Below are 22,135 nucleotides of genomic sequence, written 5' to 3' on the forward strand. Positions count from 1 at the left end.
TTAATTACGGACCACCAGCAAGCCTCTTGAAGACACTTAAAACTTGGATCAAACAACAAATCTCCTAGGACAGCCCCTTACTTTTTGCCCCCTCGCGCAAACCTTCGAAACGCGACACTTTTCCGGGGCAAGAAAGTAAACTGTCCCCGGGCGCATCCCCGGGCACTATCTCTCTGCGAACGCCGCCAGTATCCGCGCCCATGACCTGATGCCCTTGCGGTAGCTCGACAGGTCGTATTTTTCATTCGGGCTGTGGATGCGGTTGTCGAAGCGGGCGAAGCCGATGAGCAGCGAATCCATGCCAAGCTTGCGCTTGAATTCGCCGAGGATCGGGATGGAGCCGCCGGTGCCGGCGATGGCCGCCTCGCGCTCCCATTCCACTGTGAGCGCGCCGAGCGCCTTCTGTAGCAAAGCGCCGTCGATCGGCATGACGGTGGCGGGGCTGGCGCCGTGGTCGAGGAATTCAACCTTGCAGTCTTCCGGCAAGCGCGCCCGGACATGGGCGTGGAAGGCCGCGCGAATCTTTTCGGGGTCTTGGCCAGCGACCAACCGGAATGACAGTTTTGCCTTCGCGCGCGCCGGGATGACGGTCTTGAAACCTTCGTCGGTATAGCCGCCGATGATGCCGTGGATTTCGCAGGTCGGCCGCGCCCAGACCTGTTCGAGAATCGACCGGCCCTTTTCGCCGGCCGGGATGCTGAGGCCGACATCGCCGAGGAAGCCTTTTTCGTCGAAAGGCAGGTGCTGCCACTGCGCCTTCACCGCCGCCGGCAATTCTTCGACGCCGTCATAAAAGCCTTCGACGGAGACGCCGCCGTCTGGCGTGCGCAGGCTGGAGACGATGTCGGACAGGACCTGCAGCGCATTGCGCGCGGCATTGCCGTAGATGCCGGAATGCAGGTCGCGGTCTGCGCAGGTGATTTCGATTTCTTCCTTCAGGACGCCGCGTAGCATGGTGGTGACAGCCGGTGTCTCGGCGTCCCACATGTCGGTGTCGCAGACCAGCACGACGTCGGCCTTGAGCTCCTCACCCGTCTTTTCGAGGAAGGGCGCGAGGCTCGGGCTCGAAATTTCTTCCTCGCCCTCGAACAGCGTCGAAACCCGGATCGGCAGCTTGCCGGTCACCGCCTTCCAGGCGCGGCACGCCTCGACGAAGGTCAGCAGCTGGCCTTTGTCGTCGGATGCGCCGCGCGCGACGATGTGGGTGTCGCCATTGGGCTGCGGCACGAGCCTGGGCTCGAACGGGTCGGAATTCCACAGCGACAGTGGGTCGACCGGCTGGACGTCGTAGTGGCCGTAAAACAGCACATGCGGCCCCTCGCCCGAGCGGTCGTGCCCGACGACCATGGGATGGCGCGCAGTGTCGCGCACGGAGGCGTCGAAGCCGAGGCCGGAGAGTTCCTTCGCCAGCCAGTCAGCGGCGCGGCGGCAGTCGGCGGCATAGGCCGGATCGGTCGAGACGGAGGGAATGCGGATCAGCTCGAACAGCCGCTCAAGGCTGGCGTCGATATTGGCGTCGATGGTTTCGAGCACCTTGTCGAGATGGTTTTTTGCGTCGTTCGTGTTCACTGCTTTTGTCCTGTCGTTGCTTCGCCGCGGCCTCAGCCGGCAGCATCAATACGCGCCATCTCGGCCTTGAAGGCGCTGGCGACCTGAAGTGCATCGCGCAGTACCTTCTTGCGCTCAAGGCTCAGCACTTCGCGGTCGCGCATCAGCCAATGGCCGCCCACCATTACATCGCGCACATCGGTTGGCATGGTGGCGAAGACCAGTGTCGAATAGATGTCGTAGATCGGCTGCATGCGCGCCGGCGAGAGATCGATGCGGATGAGATCGGCCTTCTTGCCGGGCTCCAACGAGCCGATTTTTTCGTCCAGCCCGAGCACCTTCGCGCCTTCGATGGTCGCCATGCGGATGACCTCGACCGAGGGCATCGGCTTGCGGCTGTGGCCGAGCAGTTTTTGGAACATCGACACCGGCGCGAACTGCGAAAACAGGTCGAGCGTGTTGCCGCTCATCGGCCCGTCGGTGGCGATGCCGACGGGAATGCCGGCCTTGCGCATCGCCTCGACCGGCGCGATGCCCCTGCCCGCCTTGCCGTTGGAACGAGCATTGTGTGCGACGCAGACCTGCGCGTGCGCCATCTTTTCCATGTCGCTGTCGTTGACATAGAGGCAGTGCGCGCAGATCAGCCCCTTGCGCAGCAACCCCGCCTTCTCGACCGCTTCGACGGGGCGCAGGCCGCCAAGCCCTGCTGCCCACTCCATCTCGGCATCGGTCTCGGCCAGATGCATCTGCACGGGGACACCGGGATGATCGTCGGCCCAGCGCGCGACGCGCTCCATGACGGCCATGCCGGAGGAATAAGGCGCATGGGGCGCGATGGAGGGGATGATGCGGTCGTGGCCGGAAAACTCTGCCACCAGTTGCTCGACAAGGACAAAACCTTCATCGAAGCTGTTGTGGTCGGGCGGATCGAAATCGGCCAGCGTCTGGCCGAGCACGCCGCGGATGCCGGCCTTGTCGACCACGCGACCCACTTCCGTCTCGAAGTAGTACATATCGGCGACGGTGGTGACGCCGCCTTCGATCAGTTCGAGTGCTGCGAGCGCCGTGCCGACACGCACCGCCTCGGGCCGCACGAATTTGCGCTCCAGGGGCAGAATGTAGCGGTAGAGCCGGTCGTCGACGTCTTCGCCCAGCCCCCGGAACAGGCTCATGGCCATGTGGCAATGGGGGTTGACCATGCCGGGCATGATCAGGTCGCCGTTGGCGTCGATGATTTCGGCGCCGGGGATTTGCGGTGCGGGGCCGGCGCCGACGACTTTGATTTCGTCGCCAGCGATGTGGATGTAGCCGCGTTCGATGACGGGCATGTCGGGGGTGCAAGGGAGGATGAGGGCGTTGGTGAGGAGAGTGGTCATTGGGGCCGCAATCCTTGCACGGCAGGCGCTCTACGTTGCCCCCCTCTGGCCTGCCGGCCATCTCCCCCACAGGTGGGGAGATTAGCAGCGTCATTCGTCCCGCCTATCCTGGGACGTTTGAGATTAGCGAAAGCTGATGTGAATGCTGATCTCCCCACCTGTGGGGGAGATGGCCGGCAGGCCAGAGGGGGGCAACGTAGAGCACTATGCTCAATCATCGCGGGCAACCCCTCTACTCCGGCTTCAGCACGCAGCACTGGTCCGGCACAGGCACCAGCCTGGCCGCACTCCCCGGCTCCTGCGGCGTCGAAAGCGCGCCGTTGGCGACAAGCGTGCCGGCTGCGGTCTCGCATTGATACTGATAGGCGCGGCCGAGATAGGTCCTCAGGCCCAGCGTCGCCGGAATGCCTTCGGCCTTGGGATCGGTTGTGACGGCGAGGCCGTCGGCGCGGGCGGCGAGGACGAAATCGTCTGGGATGGCGCCGAAGCGGTCCTGCGACAGTGCAAGCGTCGAACCGTCGCGGGTTTGCGCCGTCACGCTCGCCCCTTCCCGCTTTGTGACCTTCAGCGGCACCAGGTTCTCGAAGCCAACGAAGCGGGCGACGAAGGCGTTGGCCGGGCGCTGGTAGAGCGTCTCGGGCGTGTCGAGCTGCATGATGCGGCCGGCGTTCATGATGGCGACGCGGTCGGAGATCGAGAACGCCTCCTCCTGGTCGTGGGTGACATAGACCGAGGTCGTGCCATTGGCGCGCTGCAACTGGCGTATCTCGACGCGCATGTCGACGCGCAGCTTGGCGTCAAGATTGGACAGCGGCTCGTCGAACATCAGCAGCGGTGGCTCGATGACCAGCGCGCGGGCGAGCGCCACGCGCTGCTTCTGCCCACCCGACAATGCGCCGGGTAGCCGGTCTGCGAGCTGCGAAAGGCCGACGCGGTCCAGCATTGCCTTGGCGCGCTTCTCGCGTTCGGCTGAGGCGACGCCGCGCTGCTTGAGGCCGAAGCCGACATTGTCGAGCACCGACAGATGCGGGAACAGCGCATAATTCTGGAAGACGAGGCCGATATCGCGTTTGTAGGCCGGCAGGCGCGTCAGATCCTTGCCGCCGAGCGTGATCGTGCCGGAGGTGGGCTGGAGGAAGCCGGCGACGAGGCGCAGCGTCGTGGTCTTGCCGCAGCCGGATGCGCCGAGGAGCGAGACGAGCTCGCCGCTGGCGACGGACAGCGACAGGTCCTTCAGCACCTTGGTCGTGCCGTAGTGGGCGGTGAGATTTTGTACGGTCAGGGCCTGGGTCATGGTTTCATTTCGCAAGGAAGGTAAGGCCGAGCGTGCGCTCGACGATCGCCATGACGGCGACGGTGAGGAACATCAGCAGCACCGACACCGACGCAATCGTCGGGTCAAAGAACTGCTCGACATGGGCGAGAATCTGGATCGGCAGCGTCGAGATGCCGGGGCCGGTCAGGAACAGCGAGGTCGAGACGTCGTTGATCGAGGTGATGAAGGCCAGGATGAAAGCCGCGATCACGCCCGAGCGGACATTGGGCAGCACGATGGTGAAGAAGGTTTTCAGCGGCCGGCTGCCGAGGCTGATCGCCGCTTCCTCGATGGAGAAGTCGAAGGAAGCGAGGCTGGCCGAAATGACGCGGACGCAATAGGGCAGCACCAGCAGCGTGTGGCCGATGAGCAGCGTCAGGAAGATCGGCGCACTGGCGCCGACCGCGACAGACTTCAAGAGCGAGAAGCCAAGCACGATTTCCGGCACGAGGATCGGCAGCACGAAGACGGTTGAAAGCCATGTCGGGAGCTGGATGCGGTAGCGGTTGAGCGCATAGGCGGCCGGAATGCCGATCAGGAGGGCCAGCCCGGTGGCCAAAATGGCAAGCTCAAGACTGGTGACAATGGTGCGCCGGAAGGCGCTGATTTCAAAGATGTTCTCGAACCAGCGCAGCGTAAGGCCCTGCGGCGGAAAGGTCAGGTAGGTCGTGTCGCTGACGGACGCGCCGAGCACGATGATCAGCGGGCCGGTCAGGAAGATGTAGACCAGGATCGTGAACAGGATCAGCAGTGGGTTGATGCGTGTCGTCATCATGTCGCCATCGGGTTGAGACGCCGCGCAACGCGGCTCATGGCCAGCACGACGGTGACCGTAATCACCACCATGATCGCGGCGATGGTGGAGGCGCCGACCCAGTCGAAGGAGACCATGGCGCGCTGGTACATCAGCGTGCCCATGACCATCTGGCGCTCGCCGCCGAGCAATTGCGGCGTGGCGTAGGAGGTGAAGGAGCCGGTGAAGACCAGCACCGCGCCGACGATCAGTCCCGGCACCGCCAGCGGCAGGATGACCTGCCGGAACGTGCCGGCAGGCGTCGCACCCAGCGAGGCGGATGCCTGGACCACGTCCTCGGGAATGTTTTCGAGCACGCCGACCAGCGTCAGGATCATCAGCGGCACGAAGAGATAGACCATCGCGACGATGACGGAGCCTTGCGTGTAGAGCATCGCGAACGGCTCGGCCGTCACGCCGATACCGATCAGGAAGCTGTTGAGGATGCCGTTCTTGCCGAGAATGATGAGCCAGGCGAAGGAGCGCACGACGACGCCGGTGAGCAGCGGGAAGACGGCGGCGATGATAAGCAGGCTTTTCAGCTTGCCCGGCGACTTCGACACGACATAGGCGGTGAGGAAACCGACGACCAGCGAAATGGCAGTGGTGGCAAGCGATATTTCCAGCGTGCGCCACAGGACGCTGCGGCGGAAACCGCTGCCGAAGAAGGAGGAATAGGGCGCGAAGATGCCGGCGGTTTCGCCGAATGTGGTGCCGATGGTGGCGACCACCGGCAGGACGAGGAAGACCAGAACGACCAGCGTCGCAGGCGCGGCGAGCCACCATCCGGCATAGCGTTTCAGCATGGAAGTCAGGTCTCTTTCGTCATTGTCGAGCAGCACTTGGGCTCGAAAATCGATTGCTTGAGGTCTGCTACCCTTCCTTGGTCCGCCAAGAAAGGGGCAAAACGCCGCAAAAGGCTTGGTGCAGGCGGTTTCGCCTTAAACGGGTCAGCCGTGCGGAACGCCGGCGAATTTCGAGGCATGGCGGGAGGGCAACATGCGCCCTCCCATTCTCCTTACATGCCGAAGACTTCGTTCCAGCGGTCGACCCAATCGGTCTTGGCGGCGTTGAGCTTTTCGTAATCGACTGGCTTCAGTGACGCGATCATGTCGGCGCCGTAGGTCCAGAGCTTGGCCTGTTCCGGGGTCAGCTTGACCGAGGTGACGACCGGCGCGTCGACGCCGTTTTCGGCAGTCTTTTGCTGTACTTCCGGCGACAGGATGAAGTTGATGAACTCATGCGCCAGCTCGACATTGGCCGCACCCTTGGGGATGTTGACGGTGTTCAGTGTGGCGATGGCACCATCGGAGAGATCGGCCCAGACGGCGGTCGGAACGGCTGCCTGAATCTGCGCGAGGGTAAAATCCTGGGCGACGGCGGTAGTGATCTCACCGGTGGAGAACAGGTTCACCAGTTCGGAGCCGGTGTTGTAATTCTTGACGACATTGGGCTTCAGTTCCTCGACGGCCTTGAAGGCAGCGTCGCTGTCTGCGAATGGATCGACGCCGGCATGGGTGCCGGCGATCATCACCGCCATCGGGCCGGCGGTGGTGGTGATGCCGGGCAGTGAAAGCTGGCTCTTGAAGTCTTCCTTCCAGAGATCGTTCCACGAGGTGATCGGCGTCTTCACCTTGGCGGAATCGTAGATGATGCCGACGCGGCCGATCGTGTAGGCCGGGCCGAAGTCGCCCTGCGGCGCCTTGGCCATGTCGTAGATGCCTGCGAGATTGGGCAACTTCGCCTTGTCGACCGGCTGGAACAGACCCTCGGCAATGCCGATCTGCGAATAGGCGTCGGTGAAATAGGCGACATCGACGCCCTCGCCGCCACGGATCTTGATCTTGTTGAGGCGGTCGGCGTTGTTGCCGGTCTCGAACACGATCTCGCAGCCGCATTTCTCCTTGAACGGCTTGATGATGTATTCGTCCAGCTTGTCGCCGTTGAAGCCCCACCAGGAAATGGTCAGCGTCTTGGACTGCGCCCAGGCGGGTGCGGCGGCGATGGAAGCCGCGAGACAGGCCGCAGCAGCCATGACAATGGTTTGAACTCTTTTCACTTTGACGCCTCTTGTTGGATTGATCCCGGCTGTTCTACAGCCGCACCGCATGGCGAGGAAGCCTATTTTCGCATCAGGAAACAGGCAAGGCCAAAGATTGTGCAGTGCACATCATTATCGAGCGGCGAAAAGGCGCGGGACAAGCCCGAGAGCTATTCGAAGGCGTAGGTGAAACCCTCGTCGGAAGCGCCGACGGTCACCTTCGCCAGCTTTTCGCCGTCTATGGAGCGGTTCAGCACGCCACGGCTCATGCTGGGCAGCAGCGTGTTGGTCAGGATCGCGTCGATCATGCGCCCGCCCGATTCGATCTCGGTGCAGCGCGCCTTGATCATTTCCATCACGCCGTCGCCGATGACCAGTTCGGCATCATGGCTGGCGCGAAGCCGCCGCGCGATCTTGGCGAATTGAATGCGCGTTATCGCCTCGATCATCGAACCGGAAAGCGGATAGTAGGGAATGGTGACGACGCGCCCGAGGAACGCCGCCGGGAAAACCTTCAGCAGCGGTGCGCGTAGCGATGCATCGAGGTCTTCGATGGCCTCGCGCTTCTGGCCGCCTTCGGTCTTGTGCATGATGACTTCCGAGCCGACATTGGAGGTCAGCAGGATCAGCGTGTTGCGAAAATCGATCCGCCGCCCCTCGCTGTCGTCCATCATGCCCTTGTCGAAGACCTGGAAGAAGATTTCGTGCACGTCGGGATGGGCCTTCTCGACCTCGTCGAGCAGGATCACCGAATAGGGCCGGCGCCGCACGGCTTCGGTGAGGATGCCGCCCTTGCCGTAGCCGACATAGCCCGGAGGCGCGCCCTTGAGGGTGGAGACGGTATGCGCTTCCTGAAACTCGGACATGTTGATGGAGATCAGGTTCTGCTCGCCGCCATAGAGCGTCTCGGCGAGGGCAAGTGCAGTCTCGGTCTTGCCGACACCAGACGGGCCGCACAGCAGGAAGACGCCGACCGGCTTTTCCGGCGCGCCGAGGCCGGCGCGGCTGATCTGCACGCGCTTGGCGATCATCTCCATGGCGTGATCCTGGCCGACGACGCGCTCGGCCAGAACGCCGGCGAGCCGCAGCGCCTTTTCCGTCTGGCTGGTCAGCATCCGCCCGGTCGGAATGCCGGTCCAGTCCTGCACGACCGAGGCAACCGCGTTGCGGTCGACGGAGAGCAGGATCAGCGGGGTTTCGCCCTGCATCTCGGCGAGTTCGGCCATAAGGCCCTTAAGGCGGACCAGATCGGCGGTGTTGTCGGGTGGAGCTGCCTCGGCTCCCGTCGGCAGTTCCGCGACGGCTGGAGCTTCGTCGGCGTTTGCAGGAGCCTCAGCGCCGACCAATTCGGCAACGGGCTGTGTTACCGTTTTTTCTCCGACGGTTACGGTTTCCTGTTCAGCTGTGACGGCATCGAGTGGAACCCCCTCGCCGCGAAGCTTCGCCCGCACGTCGAGAATTTCGGCAACGACGGTCTTTTCGCGCTCCCAGCGCGCCTCGGCGGCGGCAAGAGCGGCGTCGGTCTCGGCAATGCCGGCGTCGACCCGCGCCTGCCTTTCGACGGCATCAATGCCGATCGCGGTTTCGCGGCCGATAATGCCCTTTTCCACCTCCAGCGCCTGCCGGCGGCGCATCAGGTCTTCCACCTCAGCGGGTCGCGAATGCTGCGAGATGGCGACGCGGGCGCAGGCCGTGTCGAGCAGGCTCACCGCCTTGTCGGGAAGCTGGCGGGCCGGAATGTAGCGGTGCGAAAGCTGCACTGCCGTCTCGATTGCCTCGTCGAGTATCTGCACCTGATGGTGCTTTTCGAGCGTGCCGGCAACGCCGCGTAGCATCAGAATGGCGGCGGCCTCGTCGGGCTCGTCGACCTTGACCGTCTGGAAGCGGCGGGTGAGTGCGGGGTCCTTCTCGATATGCTGCTTGTATTCGGCCCAGGTGGTGGCGGCGATTGTGCGTAACTCACCGCGCGCGAGTGCAGGCTTGAGCAGGTTTGCGGCGTCACCCGTGCCGGCGGCACCGCCTGCCCCGATCAGCGTGTGGGCCTCGTCGATGAACAGGATCACCGGCGTCTCGGAGGATTGCACCTCGTCGATCACCGCCTTCAGCCGCTTTTCGAACTCACCCTTGACGCTGGCGCCGGCCTGCATCAGCCCGATATCGAGCATGCGCAGGCTGACATTCTGCAGCATCGGCGGCACGTCGCCCTCGGCAATGCGCAGCGCAAAACCCTCGACCACCGCCGTCTTGCCGACGCCGGCCTCGCCGGTCAGGATCGGGTTGTTCTGGCGGCGGCGCATGAGGATGTCTACGATCTGCCTGATCTCGGGATCGCGGCCGACGACGGCATCGAGCTTGCCCTCCTTGGCCCTCGCGGTCAGGTCGGTCGAATATTTGGCAAGGGCGGAATCGCCTCCGGGCGCGCGCCGGAGAGGCGTGGCCTCAGCGACCGGCGCAGGGCCAACCGCCTCGAGCGAACCGGACACGACATCGTCCAGCCGCGCGATGACGCCGTCGGCATCGATCTTGTCGAACTCCGGGCTGATCTTGGACAGAAGCCCGTCTAGAACGGGCGTCTTCAGCGCGGCCAGAATCACATAGGCACCACGCACCTCATCAGCGCCGAACTCGATCGACGCAAGGTTCCAGGCTTCCTGTATGGCGTGGAAGATATGATCGGAGAATTCCTCGATCGACGTCGCGCCATAGGGCAGCTTGTCGATGGCGCGGGACATGTCGGCGGCGAGACGGCTCGCATCGACGCCGGCATCGGCAAGGATGAGTTGCACGTCCGCCCGATCCGACAGCACAAGTTGCTCGATCCAGTGGACAAGTTCCACATAAGGATTGCCGCGGAGCTTCGCTGCATCCGCCGCTGCCTTGAAGGCGCGCACACAGGTCGGATTAAGTTTTCCGACCAGTTCCTTGCGCTTGAAACCTTGCGATGACTTGCGTTGCTGCATGACGGCTCCGATACGATCAAGTTCCTATCGTTTGTGCGTCTCTCCAAAACGTCATCACATGAATAAGAAGTACGTTTCCCCTGATTGTGCGAGTTTACAAAGCTTAGGGAAAATCGTGACTTCCCAATCAACGCCTCAAAACTGAAGCCGACAGCCATAATTGCATATCTGTTTTGGCAAGTGTGATATTTGTCATATTCATTCAAACAGAGGAAAAGTAAATTTCCTTAGCCATGAAATCAATATGCTGAAAGCTTTGTAGGATAACTGCCTGATTTGTGGTAAATCTAGGCTCCGTTCGATGACGGAATCCACCGATGGTGGTGAAGATGATTGATTTATCTTCCTGGTTGAGTCCGTTGGACGGAGAAAGTCCTTCCGGGGAGAGTCTGCGCAATAACAGGGACTTCCATGAACTGGAACGTCTCATGCAGCCGCAAATCGAAGTGGCGCGCGATGAACGCAACAACCCGTCCTCTCGAACAGAGATCCCACCAGACTGGTCGGCTGTACTTGAAAAGGCAGAAGAACTGCGCACGCAGGGGCGTGATCTGCGGCTTCTGGTCTTCGCTACGCGTGCACTCACCAACCTTTACGGACTGGCCGGGCTGAAGGACGGCCTGACCCTGATTGCCGGCACCTTCGACGCTCATTGGGAGACGATGCACCCCGAATTGCGGCCGGATGCGCCGCCACGCGACGCAGCACTGAGGCGCATCAACGCCCTCATGCAGTTGCAGAACGATCAGGACGGTCCGCTGGGCGACCTGCGGCGGATGACGATGTTCGAGCCGCGCGGCGGCCTCGGCCCGATAACGGGGCGCGACCTCGAGCTGGGCACGCTGGACGGCCGGGCGATGCTGAAGGAAGCCGCCTCCGGATTGAACGACACGGAAAAGGCAGAGCTTGCCAACAGGCACGACCAGCTCGTGGACCGCGTGCGCAAGGGCTGCCTGACGCAGTTCGACAATGCGCCTGCCGAGATGACCGAGATGCTGGGCAACGCCCGCGAGGCGGTTGCCGCACTCTACGCCGTCGAAGTGGCGCTCAACGCACGCCTGGACGACGGCAACGTCGCCATTGCCGACCTGAAAAAGTTCCTCGAGCGCGTTCTTGCCACGCTGGAGCGCGGCGCGACCGGCCAGACGGCGAAGGGCGCGAGCAATCCGGCCGAGGCCGCACCCGAAATCCAGCAGCCGGCCTCCAACGGGCATGCTGCGCCGATTTACAACGGAACAACGAGCACCGGTATCATGGGCGTCTTCCCCGATCGCCTCACGTCGCGAGAAGACGTGCTGAAGTGCCTCGATCTCATCGTCGCCTTCTACGACCGCACCGAGCCATCGAGCCCGATCCCGCATCTGGCGCGGCGGGTCAGGCGGATGGTGCCGATGGATTTCGTGGAACTGATGGAGGACCTCGCGCCCTCCGGCCTCAAGGAATTCCGGCTTCTCGCCGGTGAACCCGAAAACAGAAAAACCGCCCAAAAGGACGAAAGGTGACCGACGATGAGCGAAAGCAAAGCCAAGGTGATCGAACGAAATCGGGCGCCCCGCGTCCAGATTTCCTATGATGTCGAAACATATGGAAGCCCAACCACCGTCGAACTGCCGGTGGTCATGGGTGTGATGGCCGATCTCTCCGGTGCGTCGCAAACGCCGGAAGCGCAGAAATCGGTTCTGGACCGCACCTTCGTCGAGACCGACGCAAACCGGTTCAAGCGCTTCATGGAAGCCCTCGGACCCAGGGTGAAAGCGCGGGTTCCCAACAAGCTGCCCCAGCCCGAAGGCCAGGAGCGCGACGAGGAACTGCCGATCGACCTGACCTTCACCAGCATGGGCGACTTCGCTCCCGACAAGATCGCCGAGCAGGTTCCGCAACTGGCTGAAATCCTGAAGATGCGGCGCCAACTCGAGGAGCTTCTGGGCTTCATGGACGGGCGTGTCGACGCTGAAAAGCGCATTGCCCAGATGCTGAACAACGAACCGCTGCTCGGGCAGATCGCCGAACAGGCGCTGAGCGACAGCGACAAGGCGGAGGGCTGAGCCATGGCCGAACAGGAAAAAGTCGCCGCGAACGGCGCAGCCGAGGCGGAAGCCGTAGACCTGGGTGAGTTCAGCGAACTTCTCGAAAAAGATTTTCGCGTCAAGAAGGACGACAGCGAGAAACTGCAGGGGCTGGTCCGCAATCTGGCGCTTGCCGCCCGCTCGCGCTCCGAGACGACAGCGATCTCGTCCAATGCGATCAAGTCGATCAAGTCGCTCATCGCCGGCATCGACAAGATGCTCACGATCCAGATGAACGAAATCCTCCACGCGCCGGAAGTGCGCGAAATGGAGGGGACCTGGCGCGGCCTCTGGTATCTGATCAACAACACCGAGACGGATCAGAAGCTGAAGATCCGGGTGATGAACATCTCCAAGCAGCAGCTGGCCGAGACGCTGGAAGACTACGAAGGCCAGATGTGGGACCAGAGCCCGATCTTCAAGAAGATCTACACCGAAGAATATTCGATGCTTGGTGGCGCGCCCTATACCTATCTGATGGGGGCCTACGAGTTCTCGAACCATCCGCAGGATGTCGGGCTGCTGCGCAATCTGTCGGGCATCTGCGCGTCGGCGCACACGCCCTTCATTGCCGCAGCATCGCCCCGCCTGTTCCGCATGGACAGCTGGCAGGAACTGCCCAATCCGCAGGACCTCCAGATGATCGTCTCCAATCCGGCTTACGCGTCGTGGCAGTCGCTGCGCGAGAGCGAGGATTCGCGATACATCGGGCTGACAATGCCACGCGTTTTGGCACGGCTGCCCTATGGCGCGGAGACGGTGCCGGTGAAGGGTTTTTCCTTCGAGGAGGAGGTCGAGAAGGACCACAACAAATATGTCTGGATGAATGCCGCCTTCCCGATGAGCGTCAACATCAACCGCAGCCACAAGCTTTTTGGCTGGGGCACACAGATACGCGGCGTGGAAAACGGCGGCACCGTCATCAACCTGCCGGTGCATACCTTCCCCACCGACGACGGCTCGGTGGCAATGAAATGCCCGACCGAAGTCGCTATCGACGACCGGCGCGAGGCCGAACTCGCCAAGCTTGGCCTGATGCCGATCCTGCATCGCAAGAACACCGATCTGGCCTCATTCATCGGTGCGCATTCGCTGCAGGATGACGAAACGCGGGCCGGCCGGCTGGTCGATCCGGACGCCCAGTCCAACGAGCGGCTGAGCGCCAACCTGCCCTATCTGTTCCCGGTTTCGCGCTTCGCGCATTACCTCAAGGCGATCGCGCGCGACAAGGTCGGCTCGTTCAAGGAACGGTCCGACATGCAGATATGGCTGACCGAGTGGATCAACCGCTATGTGCTGGCCAACCCCGCCTTCGCCGACGACAAGGCCCGCGCCAAGCGCCCGCTCGCCGCCGCCGAGGTGCAGGTGGACAGCGTCGAAGGCCGACCGGGCTACTACGCGGCCCGCTTCTATCTACGCCCGCACTATCAGTTGGAAGGCATCAACGCCTCGCTCCGGCTCGTCTCCGAGCTGCCTTCCGTCAAGCAGTAATCATTTGAGCACGATGGAGAATGGAAATGAAACTGGATGGTTTTCTAAAGGTTCCCGACATCAAAGGCCCCAGCGGCCGCGAGGGGCACAGCGACGAAATAGAAATACACGGGATGGAATACGGCATGGTCGCGCCGCATGATCCCAACTCGCTATCGCGCCGTGGCCGCGTGGCTCTCGGCGTCATCAAGTTCATCAAGCATTACGACCAGTCATCGCCCTATCTGAAGCAGGCGCTGTTCAAGAACAAGAAGCTGGACGAGGTGAAGTTCTCGGCCCGCCGGACCATCGAGGAAAAGAGCAGCGACTATCTGGTGATCACGCTGACCGATGCCTCCGTGATCGCATACGACATGAAGCCGAGCGAACTGGAGCCCGACCTGCTCGAGGAAGTCGTCGGCTTTGCCTACAAGAAGATCAAGTTCGAATACGAGGAAGGCAAGCACTCGGCCGAAATGGACGTCAGTGTCGGCGTTTGATCTTCACGACGACTTTCCGGTAGCGAGATGAGCAAGAGCAGCAGCCCTACTCAGGCAAGACGCGAGGCGGTCCAACCTTCACTTTGGGACCGCCTCGTCAACGATTTGCCGGGCGTGAACTCCGATATCGACGGGCTTCAGCAAGCCGTTCGGACCGAGATCGGATCGGAACGGGTCGATGCTCTGCTCGAAGGCGGAGCGCGGACGATAGAGACGGACGCAGCGCTGACGAAAGACCAGAAGCGCAGCCTGCACCGCCTGATCTTCCAGAACCAGCGACGCATGGAACTGGAAACCCGCGGCATCGTCGTTTCGGCGGAGGTCCTGCGCGAGGCGGTGCGGCGCGACATCGAGGCCCTGTTCAACACCGAGCGCTTCGAGGCAACGCCGCTGCTCACCGATTTCGAAGCCGACCAGATCGGCGACGATCCGCCGTCGCTGGATGACTTTCCCGAGGTGCGGCGCAGCGTCGTCAATTACGGCGTGCCGTCCTTTTCGGGCCGTTCCGCCCGCGATTTCGACCGCGAGGCGCTGGCGCGGGAAATCCGCAGCGTGCTTGCAGCATTCGAGCCGCGGCTGAAGGAAAGCGCGACGAAGGTCACCGTCAACAGCGGCGACAAGAGCGTGGGGCTCTCCATCGAAATCGATGCGGTGCTGATGATGTCGCCGACGCCCGAACGGATGCGCCTGCGAACGATGATCGACCTCGACAATGGCTCGGCACGGACCGATTTGAAGGATGTCTGACAATGGACAGGGTCTTCCTGGAATATTACGAGGAGGAATTGACCCACATCCGCGCGCTCGCAACCGAGTTCGCGGACATGCATCCGGCTGTTGCGCGCAACCTGTCGCTCGATACCGTGCCCTGCCCCGACCCTTATGTGGAGCGGCTGCTTGATGGGGTCGCCTTTCTCGCTGCACGCACGAGGCTGAAGGTCGATGCGGAGCGCGCGCGGTTTTCCCGCAGCGTGCTCGAGGTGCTTTACCCCGATCTGGTTGCCTCCACGCCGGCGACGGCGATGGTGGTGCTGAAGCCGGCCCAGCAGGTTCAGACGATGCTCGCCGGCCATGTCGTGAAACGCGGCACGCGGCTGGTGTCGGGGCTGCAACCCGGCCTTTCCACGCGCTGCACCTACACCACCGCGCAGGATGTGACGCTGTGGCCGCTGGCGATCACCTCGATCGGCTACATTCAGGATCGAAGCGCACTGGCGGCTGCCGGCATTGCGCCGATCAAGGGCGTTGGCGGCGAAGCAGCACTTCGGCTGACCTTTGCACGCACCGGCAAGGGCAAGCTCTCCGAACTCGCGCTCGACCGGCTCGACCTCTATTTTTCCGAGCGCACCAAAGCGCCGCTCCTGTTCGATACGCTTTTCGGCAGCTGCGTTGGCGTCGCCGCCCGCCCGGAAGGCCGGGACCACCGGCCCTCGCCCTTGCCTGCGCTGGAAATGATCGGCATTCGCGACGACGAGGCGCTGATGCCGCGCACGCGGCCGACCTTCGAGGGCTACCGGCTGCTGCGCGAATATTTTGTCATGCCCGAGCGGTTCCATTTCGCGCGCATCGACGGGCTGCAACGCGTCGTGCGGCAATGCGAGGTCGGCCTTGAAGTCATCTTCCTGCTGCGACGGCCGGTGCCGGAACTCGCCGACCTGACGCCCGGCGATTTCGAGCTTTTCGCCACGCCGATCATCAATCTCTTCGAGCGCGAGTGCAATGTCATCGAACTCGACAAGCGCCGCACGCGGCAGGTGCTGCACGCCGACCGCACACGCCCGCGCGATTTCGAGATATACCGCCCGATCCGGGTCGAGGACGCCGATGTCGAGGGCCCTGACGCGGATATTCCGGCGCTGTTCAGCCTGGGACAAAATCGTGGAAGCGGCTGGGTCTATTCGACCGAACGGCGTCCCCGGCGCGCGACCGAGGATGAAAGACGCCAGGGCCAGACCCGCACCTCCTATGCCGGCGACGATGTCTTCCTGGCAATTTCGCGGCCTGCCGGCACCGAGCCGGGCCGGCCGCTGAAGCGCGTCGATATCGCAGCACTCTGCACCAACCGCGACCTGCCGATCCTTGACGATACGCCGACGCTGACGCTCGAAAGCGGCGATCCGGTCGAGACGGTGAAGCTGCTCGGCTCGATGCGTCCGCCGCGCGCCGCCATTCCCGCCACACTGCCGGCGGGTGCGGCAGGCGAATCCCGTGCCGACGATCTGGCATGGCGGCTGGTCGCCCAGCTTTCGCTCAACTTCCTCAGCCTTGCCGAGGAAGGCCGCGGCGCCGAGCCGCTGCACGCGCTGCTCGATCTCTATGCCGATCGCGGCGATCCGGGACTGGCGCGGCATGTGCGCTCGATCACCCGCGTCGAAACGCGCCCGGTGGTCGAGCGGCTGCCGATCGATGGACCGATGTGCTTCGGGCGGGGCACGGAGGTGACGCTTCATATCGATCAATCCGTGCTGGCAGGACAAAGCTCGTTGCTGCTTTCGGCTTTGCTTTCGCAGCTATTCGCCCGTCATGCCGCGATCAACGCATTCGTGCGCACCCGCACACGGTTGACCCGGAAACAGGAGGATGTGCCATGGCCGATGACGCCCGGCAGTCGCTGCCTGATCTAGGCGCGATCACGCCCCCCGACGACACCTACGATTTCTTCGAACTGCTGCGGCAGCTCGAAAGCGATGGCCGCCTGTTCGGTCACTCCGGCAGGCCGGATCATGAGCCGGCGCGGCTCGGCCAGCATGTGCGCCTCGACTTCGCCTTGAGCGATGTCGTGGCGGTTCGCCGGTCCGCAGACAATTCGCCTGCCCGCGTCACGGTCGCCAATCTGGGCCTGATGGGACCGGAAGGGCCACTGCCGCTTCACATGACGCGCTGGGTGCTCGACCGCCTGTCGCAGCGCTGGTTCGCCGGTGCTGCCGCGCGCGAGACCAGCGACACGACCTTCGTCGATTTCGCCAACATCCTGCAGCACCGGATGATCGCGCTGTTCTACCGGGCCTGGGCAGATTCTCATCCGGCAGTACAGGTCGAGCGCAAGGTTGGCGGCCGCGTGCGCTCCATGCTGGAGACGCTGTCCGGCATCGGCCTGCCTGGCATGCTCGGACCGAAATCGTCGGAACTCTATGCGGTCAAGCTGCGCCAGGCCCCGGCGCTGGCCCATCAGGTGGAAGGACCAGAGCGCCTGACCCGGTTTCTGGCCGAGGCGCTGAACGTATCGGTACAGCTCAAGGAGTTCGTCGGCGTCTGGACCGCCGTTCCGGCCAAGCTGCAGACCCGGCTTGGCAGCGCCTATGCCGCCCTTTGCCGTGGGGCGACGATCGGGCCACGCATTTTCCAGCGGCAAAGCCGTATCGAGCTTCGCGTCGGACCGGTCGCGTTGGCGGATTACGAGGCTTTCCTGCCCGGCGGCAAGCGGCTGGAACTTCTGCGCACGGCGGTGCGCGAACTGGTCGGCGACGTGCTCGATGTCGATGTGCGCATCGTTCTTGCGCGCCAAGAAATCCCCGCCGCCAAGCTGGGAACGGCGCGGCTCGCCCGCACCACATGGCTGCCGCAAAAGAGCGAGCGCGCCGACGCAGAAGATTTGCTGATGCGGGTCGCGGTCGGCTGGCGGCCGGAAATGGCGGAGGCGGCATGAGCCTCGTTCTCACACTTGAGCAAGGACCACGGCCCCAGGCGATGCGCCAGGCCAGCCTGCAGGACGGTGAACTGGTGATCGGCCGCAGCACCGAGGCGGATTGGCGCATCGACGATCCCGACATGTTCGTCTCGCGTGCCCATTGCACGATTGCGAGCGGCCCGGATGGCTACACGGTGACGGACACGTCGAGCAGCGGCCTGTTCGTTGATGATGCCCATGGCCCGCTGGGTTCCGGCAATTCGACAGCTTTGCGCCACGGCATGCGGCTGCGGCTGGGTGATTATGTTCTGCGTGTCGACCTTCAGGATGCCACAGCGCCCCAGCCCTCAACCTTTGCCCCGCCGGCAGCCGTATCGCGGGCGCCGGTAGCCATCGACCGCGACGACTTCTTCTCTGCCCGCGTTGAAGAAGAGCCGAGGCGGCAAAGACCGGCCGATCTGCCGAACCCGTTCGAGCATCCCGAGCCGGGCGCATATCAAGCGTCGGAACGTTCGGAAGTCCGGCTGCGGTCCTCGCCGGCTTTCAACGACCCGTTCAGCATGGACCCTGTCGCGACGCCGAAACCTGAAGAGGAAAAGGGTGACGGTTTCGATGGAAACAGCCCGTTTTTCGGAGGACCGGTTTCGGGAACGAGGCTTGAGACGCCGAGCACACCGGCAGAGCGGCAGCCAGTGCCCAGGCCCGCACCAGCCCAGAAGCCGGCAGGTGCTCCGTCCGACGGCGCGCTTCGCGACGCCTTCCTGCGCGGCATGGGGCTGAACGCTGCCGCACTGCCGACGAATGACGCCATTGCCGAGATGGAAGAGTTCGGCCGCGAATACCGGCTGATGATGGACGGGCTGATGCAGCTTCTGCGCAAGCGCGCCGAGGAAAAGGGCAATGCTCGCATCGCCCAGACCGTGGTGCAGGCGTCCGGCGTCAATCCACTCAAATTCCTGCCGACCGTGGAGGACGCGCTGGAAACGCTGATCGCCGAAAGCAGCCCGGGGTTTCTGCCCGCCGATGCCGCGATCAAGGATGCCGTGCGCGATCTCGCCCATCACCATGTCAGCGCCTGGCGCGGCATTCAGGGCGCGCTGCGGCACATGATCGACCGCTTCGATCCGGCCACCATCGAGGCGGAACTCAAATCACATTCGAAGGCGGATGTGCTTCTGGCCGGCGGCCGCCGCGCCAAGCTCTGGGACCTCTATCTGCAACGCCACCGCGAGATCGCCACGAACGCCGAGACACGCTTCATGGGCGAGATCGGGGCCGATTTCCGCAACGCTTACGAACAGGAGTAGTGCATGATCCACCGACGCGGTTTTCTCATCGCAATTGGCGCGACTGGCCTTTCAGCCTGCGTCGGCGCACCCAAACCGGCCATGGTCACCGTCGCCCTGAAGGGCGAAGCGGGCATGAACAAGGGGCCTGACGGCACCGACCGCCCGGTCACCGTGCTGATCCTGCGGCTGAAGAGCCTCGGGGCTTTCAATACGGCCGACTATTTCGCCCTGCAGGGCGATCCGTCGGCCGCGCTTGGCGCCGACCTCGTCGGGCTCGACCGGATTGCGGTTGCTCCCGGCGCCAGCACGTCCAAGACGATCGGCTTCGAGCCGGAAGCGCCTTACATGGGCGTGGTCGCGCTTGTGCGGGAACCGGATGGGCGCAACTGGCGCGCCTCGTCGCCGGTCAATCCGAAATCCAAGGTAACCAAGAATGTGACGCTCGGCCCGGGCGGCTTGTCGCTCGGCTGACGGAGAAAAACGCATGAGCGATTCCAACAGGGTGCTTTGGTCCGAGGGTCTGTTTCTTCGGACGCAGCACTTCCAGCAGCAGGACCGCCACACCGAGGATATGGTGCGCGGCGCGTTGCAGGCCGGGAGGCTGCAGACATACGGCTTCCGGTCATTGACGCTTGACGAAGCGATGCTGGAGGCCGGGCGCATCGCGATCCTGACGGCGCGCGGCATCCTGCCCGACGGCACGCCCTTTGCCATTCCGGAAACGATGGACGCGCCGACGCCACTGGCGATCACGCCCGAAACGGGCGCGGGAGCCGTTCTGCTTGCCCTGCCGCTGGAGCCGCCGGGTGGGGCAAGCTTCGATCCTGCCCATGCAGAACCGACGGGCGCGCGTTATCGCGGCCGCATCGAATGGGTGCGCGACGCAGTGCATGGTGGCGCAGATGCCGAGGAAGTCGAGATCGCCCGGCCGCAATCGCTGCTGCTCGCCCCGACCTCGGCGGTCGGTGGCTACACGGCGATGCCGGTTGCCGACATATTGGGATTGCGGGCCGATGGCGGGATATCGCTGGTCGAAAATTTCCTTCCGCCTGCATTGGTGACCGACGCGGTGCCCTGGTATTCGCAGTTGCTTCAGGAGGTCATCACCGGTCTCGACCGCATCGCCGACGCGCATGGCAAGATGGTGCTTGGCGGGCCGGGACGCAGCGTCGAGAACCTGCTGGTGCTCAACCTCGCCAACGAGGCACGGCCACGACTGGCCCACATGCTGGCGCAGGAGCTTTTCCACCCGGCTGAACTCTTTCTTGAACTTGCCGGTCTGGCCGGACGCATGGCGACCTATGGTTCGGGCTCGCGGCGGCTGACCGAACTGCCGATCTACGACCATATGGCACCCGGCCCGGCCTTCTCCGCGCTTGCCGATACGCTGCGCTCGCTGATCCTCAGCCTGCGCTATGTCGAGCCGAAGTCGCGCGCCCTGCCCGTCATGCGGCACGCAACCAATGTCTGGAAGATCCGCATCGACAACCCGAAGGTTCTGACCGCCAGCCGCATCGTGGTGCGGGTGGGTTCGGAACTCTCGGACGAGCAGTTGCGCAAGATCTTCGTCAATCAGGTGACGGTGGGGTCGGCCGATGAATTCGAGGCGCTGTGGAAATCGCGTCTGCCGGGCATACCGCTCAAACCCCTGCATTCGCAGCCGCGCGAAATTCCTTATGACGGCGACCGGCTCTGTCTGGAGCTCGACCAGCGCAGTGAGCACTGGGCCTCGCTGCTCGACGCACCGGGCTTCGTCATCGGGGTTTCCGGCGTGCTGCCGAGCGAGCCGCAGGTCGACTGCTATTCGGTGAACAGGTGAGGCGATGAGCAGGGACGATCCATTCGGCCTTTCCGACGATCGCGATCGCACCCGCATCCGCCTTGTCGCAGCACCGCCGCCTGTGCGGCAATATCCGGTCCCGCCACCCGGCGCGCCGCTGAAGCGGACACGGGCGCATCCCAATGCGCTCATCAACGCCTTTGCGCCGTTGCTGGAATTCGCGCCGGAGATGGAAAACGCGTTGCCACCGGAAAATCCGGAAGCGCTGCGCACCCGCCTGCTCGAAGAGCTGGTGACGGCACGCGACGCGGCGATTGCCGGCGGCTCCTCGCTTGCCCGCGCCGATGCGGCGGCATGGTCCGTCGCCGCATTGCTCGACGACCTCGCGCTCAACACGCCTTGGGGCGGAGCCAGCGCCTGGCCGCGCCAGCCGCTTGTCGTGATGCTGCGCGGCGATGTCGATGCCGGCACGCAGTTCTTCGCGCGGCTGGAAGAGCTCGAGCGGCATCCCAACCGCGACCGCGAACTGCTTGAATTGCAATATCAATGCCTGTCGCTGGGCTTTCGCGGCAAGTATCGCGTGCCGGGCCGTTCCGGCGATCGCTCGATCAGCGCCGTGCGCGCTTCCGCCGCCCGCTTCCTGCGCAACGCCGATGCCGAAACCGCGCCGCTTTCGCCGCATTGGAGAGGCGTCATCGCCGCAGACGAGCCGTCGCGTTTCATCGTGCCGATCTGGGTGCTTGGAGCAATCGCGGTGGTGCTGGCGACAGCGATGCATATCGGGCTTTCGATGCGATTGAGCGGCGAAGCCGAAAAGCTTACAACGCTTGTCAGCGCATTGCCGCCCTTCGAGCGCGCGGCAATCGTGCGGGCGCCGCGCGAGCAACCGGCTCCCGCAGCCGAGCCGATCGGTGTCGGGCTGCTGCCGGTATTCCAGGCGGCCGCACCCGCCAATCTGGCGCAGGCGCTGAAGGGGCGCGAAAATGTTTCGCTGACCACGCTCATCATCCAGAGCACCAATCCGGAAGTGTTCCAGTCGTCCCGCGCCCAACTCACCGACGGGTTCGAGCCGCTGATCGCCTCTCTTGCCCGCGTGATCCAGGACAACCAGGAACTGGTCGGCGACATTCTCGTCGTCGGTCACACCGATAGCGTGCCGCTCCAGTCGAGCAATCCGCTTTCGACGAACCAGCGCCTGTCCGAAGCGCGCGCCGTGACCATCGCCAACATACTGATCGAAAACGGCGTGCCGCGCGAACGCATCCGCGCCGAGGGCCGTGCTGCTACCAAACCCGTTGCCGACAACAAGACGCGTGCCGGCCGCGCGGCGAACCGGCGTGTCGAAGTGCTGATCGAGAAGAGGATGTAG

The 22,135-nt window shown here is 63.6% G+C and carries 18 protein-coding genes; 11 read left to right on the forward strand and 7 right to left on the reverse strand.

Annotation, left to right across the window (positions count from 1 at the left end):
• Positions 1 to 165: 165 nt before the first annotated feature.
• From WBQ96_RS02950 to tssH, 7 genes are all read right to left on the reverse strand, one after another.
• Positions 166 to 1,569: a M20/M25/M40 family metallo-hydrolase gene (locus tag WBQ96_RS02950; protein ID WP_336547275.1), complete on the reverse strand. Its 1,404-nt coding sequence runs from the start codon at positions 1,567 to 1,569 to the stop codon at positions 166 to 168.
• A gap of 32 nt (positions 1,570 to 1,601) precedes the next feature.
• Positions 1,602 to 2,924 carry an amidohydrolase family protein gene (locus WBQ96_RS02955; RefSeq protein WP_336547277.1) on the reverse strand — a complete coding sequence of 441 codons (1,323 nt, stop codon included), beginning with the start codon at positions 2,922 to 2,924 and terminating at the stop codon, positions 1,602 to 1,604.
• 232 nt (positions 2,925 to 3,156) lie between these two features.
• Positions 3,157 to 4,218, reverse strand: coding sequence for an ABC transporter ATP-binding protein (locus WBQ96_RS02960; RefSeq protein ID WP_336547279.1), 1,062 nt, complete (start codon positions 4,216 to 4,218; stop codon positions 3,157 to 3,159).
• 4 nt (positions 4,219 to 4,222) lie between these two features.
• Complete coding sequence (locus tag WBQ96_RS02965; RefSeq protein ID WP_336547281.1) at positions 4,223 to 5,014, reverse strand: ABC transporter permease; 792 nt, start codon at positions 5,012 to 5,014, stop codon at positions 4,223 to 4,225.
• Positions 5,011 to 5,835 carry an ABC transporter permease gene (locus WBQ96_RS02970; protein ID WP_336548165.1) on the reverse strand — a complete coding sequence of 275 codons (825 nt, stop codon included), beginning with the start codon at positions 5,833 to 5,835 and terminating at the stop codon, positions 5,011 to 5,013. The genes WBQ96_RS02965 and WBQ96_RS02970 overlap by 4 nt, the downstream gene beginning before the upstream one ends.
• 215 nt (positions 5,836 to 6,050) lie before the next feature.
• Positions 6,051 to 7,067: an ABC transporter substrate-binding protein gene (locus tag WBQ96_RS02975; protein ID WP_336548168.1), complete on the reverse strand. Its 1,017-nt coding sequence runs from the start codon at positions 7,065 to 7,067 to the stop codon at positions 6,051 to 6,053.
• 176 nt (positions 7,068 to 7,243) lie between these two features.
• Positions 7,244 to 10,033 carry a type VI secretion system ATPase TssH gene (tssH, locus tag WBQ96_RS02980; RefSeq protein ID WP_336547283.1) on the reverse strand — a complete coding sequence of 930 codons (2,790 nt, stop codon included), beginning with the start codon at positions 10,031 to 10,033 and terminating at the stop codon, positions 7,244 to 7,246.
• Positions 10,034 to 10,362: 329 nt separating this feature from the next.
• On the opposite strand from tssH, the gene tssA reads away from it, so the two are divergent.
• From tssA to icmH, 11 genes are read left to right on the forward strand one after another with little or no spacing between them, the layout of a single operon-like run.
• Positions 10,363 to 11,535 (forward strand): type VI secretion system protein TssA, encoded by a 1,173-nt coding sequence (gene tssA / locus WBQ96_RS02985; RefSeq protein WP_336547285.1) that lies wholly within the window; start codon positions 10,363 to 10,365, stop codon positions 11,533 to 11,535.
• Between the two features lie 6 nt (positions 11,536 to 11,541).
• Complete coding sequence (gene tssB, locus WBQ96_RS02990) at positions 11,542 to 12,078, forward strand: type VI secretion system contractile sheath small subunit (RefSeq protein WP_091911904.1); 537 nt, start codon at positions 11,542 to 11,544, stop codon at positions 12,076 to 12,078.
• A gap of 3 nt (positions 12,079 to 12,081) precedes the next feature.
• On the forward strand, positions 12,082 to 13,590 hold the full coding sequence (gene tssC / locus WBQ96_RS02995) for a type VI secretion system contractile sheath large subunit (RefSeq protein WP_091911906.1): 1,509 nt from the start codon (positions 12,082 to 12,084) through the stop codon (positions 13,588 to 13,590).
• 26 nt (positions 13,591 to 13,616) lie between these two features.
• On the forward strand, positions 13,617 to 14,069 hold the full coding sequence (locus WBQ96_RS03000; protein ID WP_165119872.1) for a type VI secretion system tube protein Hcp: 453 nt from the start codon (positions 13,617 to 13,619) through the stop codon (positions 14,067 to 14,069).
• A 27-nt stretch (positions 14,070 to 14,096) separates the two neighbouring features.
• On the forward strand, positions 14,097 to 14,816 hold the full coding sequence (gene tssE, locus WBQ96_RS03005; protein ID WP_336547287.1) for a type VI secretion system baseplate subunit TssE: 720 nt from the start codon (positions 14,097 to 14,099) through the stop codon (positions 14,814 to 14,816).
• Positions 14,817 to 14,818: 2 nt separating this feature from the next.
• A complete protein-coding gene (gene tssF, locus WBQ96_RS03010; RefSeq protein ID WP_336547289.1) occupies positions 14,819 to 16,693 on the forward strand; it encodes a type VI secretion system baseplate subunit TssF in 1,875 nt (624 codons plus the stop codon).
• Positions 16,657 to 17,715 (forward strand): type VI secretion system baseplate subunit TssG, encoded by a 1,059-nt coding sequence (tssG, locus tag WBQ96_RS03015; protein ID WP_336547291.1) that lies wholly within the window; start codon positions 16,657 to 16,659, stop codon positions 17,713 to 17,715. Before tssF ends, tssG begins: the two co-directional genes overlap by 37 nt.
• Positions 17,712 to 19,004, forward strand: a complete 1,293-nt coding sequence (tagH, locus tag WBQ96_RS03020) for a type VI secretion system-associated FHA domain protein TagH (protein ID WP_336547293.1) — start codon at positions 17,712 to 17,714, stop codon at positions 19,002 to 19,004. The genes tssG and tagH overlap by 4 nt, the downstream gene beginning before the upstream one ends.
• A gap of 3 nt (positions 19,005 to 19,007) precedes the next feature.
• Positions 19,008 to 19,457: a type VI secretion system lipoprotein TssJ gene (tssJ, locus tag WBQ96_RS03025; protein WP_165119867.1), complete on the forward strand. Its 450-nt coding sequence runs from the start codon at positions 19,008 to 19,010 to the stop codon at positions 19,455 to 19,457.
• Positions 19,458 to 19,470: 13 nt separating this feature from the next.
• Complete coding sequence (gene tssK, locus WBQ96_RS03030) at positions 19,471 to 20,805, forward strand: type VI secretion system baseplate subunit TssK (RefSeq protein ID WP_336547295.1); 1,335 nt, start codon at positions 19,471 to 19,473, stop codon at positions 20,803 to 20,805.
• 4 nt (positions 20,806 to 20,809) lie between these two features.
• Positions 20,810 to 22,135: a type IVB secretion system protein IcmH/DotU gene (gene icmH / locus WBQ96_RS03035; RefSeq protein WP_336547297.1), complete on the forward strand. Its 1,326-nt coding sequence runs from the start codon at positions 20,810 to 20,812 to the stop codon at positions 22,133 to 22,135.

The sequence above is a fragment of the Mesorhizobium sp. CCNWLY176 genome, from assembly GCF_037153935.1.
In the GTDB taxonomy this organism is placed as follows: domain Bacteria; phylum Pseudomonadota; class Alphaproteobacteria; order Rhizobiales; family Rhizobiaceae; genus Mesorhizobium_M; species Mesorhizobium_M zhangyense.

What these genes read in the sequence shown, in the direction of transcription:
- tagH (WP_336547293.1), top strand. Translation starts at nt 17,712, where the DNA reads ATGAGCCTCGTTCTCACACTTGAGCAAGGACCACGGCCCCAGGCGATG.
- tssF (WP_336547289.1), top strand. Translation starts at nt 14,819, where the DNA reads ATGGACAGGGTCTTCCTGGAATATTACGAGGAGGAATTGACCCACATC.
- tssH (WP_336547283.1), bottom strand. Translation starts at nt 10,033, where the DNA reads ATGCAGCAACGCAAGTCATCGCAAGGTTTCAAGCGCAAGGAACTGGTC.
- WBQ96_RS03000 (WP_165119872.1), top strand. Translation starts at nt 13,617, where the DNA reads ATGAAACTGGATGGTTTTCTAAAGGTTCCCGACATCAAAGGCCCCAGC.
- WBQ96_RS02975 (WP_336548168.1), bottom strand. Translation starts at nt 7,067, where the DNA reads ATGGCTGCTGCGGCCTGTCTCGCGGCTTCCATCGCCGCCGCACCCGCC.
- tssA (WP_336547285.1), top strand. Translation starts at nt 10,363, where the DNA reads ATGATTGATTTATCTTCCTGGTTGAGTCCGTTGGACGGAGAAAGTCCT.
- WBQ96_RS02960 (WP_336547279.1), bottom strand. Translation starts at nt 4,218, where the DNA reads ATGACCCAGGCCCTGACCGTACAAAATCTCACCGCCCACTACGGCACG.
- WBQ96_RS02965 (WP_336547281.1), bottom strand. Translation starts at nt 5,014, where the DNA reads ATGATGACGACACGCATCAACCCACTGCTGATCCTGTTCACGATCCTG.
- tssC (WP_091911906.1), top strand. Translation starts at nt 12,082, where the DNA reads ATGGCCGAACAGGAAAAAGTCGCCGCGAACGGCGCAGCCGAGGCGGAA.
- tssK (WP_336547295.1), top strand. Translation starts at nt 19,471, where the DNA reads ATGAGCGATTCCAACAGGGTGCTTTGGTCCGAGGGTCTGTTTCTTCGG.
- tssJ (WP_165119867.1), top strand. Translation starts at nt 19,008, where the DNA reads ATGATCCACCGACGCGGTTTTCTCATCGCAATTGGCGCGACTGGCCTT.
- tssG (WP_336547291.1), top strand. Translation starts at nt 16,657, where the DNA reads ATGGCCGATGACGCCCGGCAGTCGCTGCCTGATCTAGGCGCGATCACG.
- WBQ96_RS02955 (WP_336547277.1), bottom strand. Translation starts at nt 2,924, where the DNA reads ATGACCACTCTCCTCACCAACGCCCTCATCCTCCCTTGCACCCCCGAC.
- tssE (WP_336547287.1), top strand. Translation starts at nt 14,097, where the DNA reads ATGAGCAAGAGCAGCAGCCCTACTCAGGCAAGACGCGAGGCGGTCCAA.
- icmH (WP_336547297.1), top strand. Translation starts at nt 20,810, where the DNA reads ATGAGCAGGGACGATCCATTCGGCCTTTCCGACGATCGCGATCGCACC.
- tssB (WP_091911904.1), top strand. Translation starts at nt 11,542, where the DNA reads ATGAGCGAAAGCAAAGCCAAGGTGATCGAACGAAATCGGGCGCCCCGC.